We start from the raw sequence: 2,377 nt of genomic DNA, 5'->3' as shown, positions 1-2,377 counted from the left end.
CATTGCCCTGCTCGGCCCAGGCCTCGAGCTCGCTGACCAGCAAGGCGGCCAGTTCGCGGGCCACCGGATGCCGGGCCGCCTCGCCGTCCTGCCTGGCCCGGTCGAGGAGCCCCTGCATGGCCTGGTCGTCCGGCCGCTCTGCCTGCAGCTGGACACGGATGTCGGCCCTGAGCTCATGGTGAATGCCCTCGTAAGTGCCGAAGACGGCACGCTCGGCAAACCAGCGTTGCGCTTCAAGCGGCTGCGCCAGGACGTTGCGCTGCAGGCAGCTGTAGGTCTCCAGCACCTGCTGGGTGGCCGACAGGATCTGCCGGGAGCGGCTGAACTGGTAGTCGCCGTTCTCGATGGCCGGCGTGTGCGACTTCGGCGGCTTCAGCGAGGCCAGGCCGCGCGCCTGCTCCTTCTGGTCGAACTGGCGCACATGCTCGTAGAGCCTGGGCCGGTCGCCGACGATGACAACGGTGTCGCCGTCGAAATCGCCGTCGAGCTTCTTTTGTTCGGCGCTCGGCACCGCAACCAGCGAGCCGGGCGCGAACACCTCCGTCGCCTGCAGGATGCCGACGCAGTCGAGCCCGGTGTCGGCCTTGACCCGGTCCTTGCCCTCGAGCCAGTGCGAATGGCACTTGACGTCCTCGGCCGACATCACCACCGAACGCTCGGCGAAGGCGGCCGGCCACATCCGGTCGGGCACCACGATCAGGATGCCCTTGGCAAACAAGGTCGGATCGTCGGCGGCAAGCCTTTCCCCCGACTTGTGCGCGACGTTGAAGCTGTACTGGAAGGCCACGCACCGGTCCAGGAACGCCGCGGTCGCGTCGCCGTCGCGCGCCGACCTGACCTGGCCGGCGGCGAACGGGCGCAGGTTCGGCTTGTCGTAGGGCGAGCGCCCGACAAGCACGCCGCCATCGGCGGTCAAGGTCTCGCTCTTGAGCGTCGGCACATAAAGGCGTCCGTCGCCGGACGGCACGGCGACGGCGCCCGGGCCGTCGATGTGGCCAGAGGTGACGGTCCGAAACAGCTCCTCGGCCGTCAGCCTCGGCTGCTCACGGCTGCCGAGCCAGGCCTCGGCCTTCTCGCGCGTCTCCTCGGCCACCGCTGCGTCGCGCGGATAATGCTGCAGGGCCGAGGCCGGCACCGAGGTTCGCTTGCCCTGGCCAAAGACACGCACCGGCGCGGCGCCGTCCGGGCGGACGGCCCGGGCGATGGCCGGCATGCGCTCGGCCAGCGAGGCCCTGATGAAGCCGCAGCCGTCATGCGGCCGCAAGGCGATCGGGCCGTCCGGCCCGGCGAGCCTGAAGGGATGCGCTGCCCCTGCCGGGCGGTCGGGCAGGAGCGACAGCCTGAAGGCGCCTTCCAGCGCATAGTCGTGCGGGCCAAGCCCGGGGATGTCCGGCGGCGCGGCCAAGCCGCGGCGTTGGGTGTAGTAATAGGCTTCCTTGAACGGCGCCCAGGCCCGCGCCAGCTGCTCGAAGGCCGTCCCCGGCGCCGTGTCGGCATAGGGGATCGCCAAAAGCTTGCCGCCGGTGGCCTCGTCGGTCGCGCCGGGCAGGCGGGCGGCAAGCTGGGCCAGGGACTTTTGCGGCGCCTTCAGCTTGCTGCCGCCGAACAGGTCCATGCGGTAGGGCACGCCCTCGACGCTGAGCGTGCGCGCCAGCATGAAGGCGCTCGGCTTGCCCGGCAGCTGCACCGCAACCACCTTGACAGCCCCCGAGGTCAGGCGGTGGAAGATGGAATAGCGCAGCTCCGCTTCGCCGGCCAGCGGCCGCCCCTGCATGTCGACCACCGGCAGCCGCATCAGTCCGGCATCGCCTTGCGGCGGCCGCGGCTCGTGGTCCATGGCCTCAAGCACGCCATGGACATCGAAGACGGCGGCGGCATGCTGGGCCTGGACGCTCGGCGCGTTCTGGGCCATGAAGGTGTCGAGCGCGTCAAGCGGCCCCTCCGCCTCGATCTCGGCGATCACGTTCCAGCTCATGTTGGAAAGGTCGGCCTCGATGAGGGCGCGGGCGCTGTCCAGGATCTGGCTGGTCCTGGCGTGCAGCTCTTCCTGGCGGCGCCGCAAGGCGAGCTTGTCGCCCTCGACATAGGGCCGCCGGTAGAGCTTCTCCAGCACCGCGCGGGTCTTGAGCACCTGATAGACCGACAGCGCCGGGCAGCGGCTTGCATTGGCGCCGCTGTCGCGCTCGGCCTGGCCTGCCTCGAGATGCGCCTCGATCTTGCGCTCCACCACCGGCTGGATGGCGTTGAGCAGGTTCAGCGCCGGCCTGCGGTACCAGCGCAACGCCGGCCGCGGGCTGCGCGCCAGCGGCAGCAGGGCGGCGCACAGATTGCCCATGGTCTCCAGGTTGTTGTCGCGCTCGAAGGCGGGCGTGGCGCG

Annotated in this window: 1 pseudogene; it reads right to left on the bottom strand. The window is 70.6% G+C overall.

Annotated elements, in window-relative coordinates:
• Positions 1-2,377 (bottom strand): annotated as a pseudogene (locus RFN28_RS34300) (shikimate kinase); the annotation flags it as partial.

It is taken from the genome of Mesorhizobium album (assembly GCF_033977205.1).
Lineage (GTDB): Bacteria > Pseudomonadota > Alphaproteobacteria > Rhizobiales > Rhizobiaceae > Mesorhizobium > Mesorhizobium album.
The sequence above is the reverse complement of the archived record's forward strand: the minus strand, read 5'-3'. Positions and strand labels throughout refer to the sequence as shown.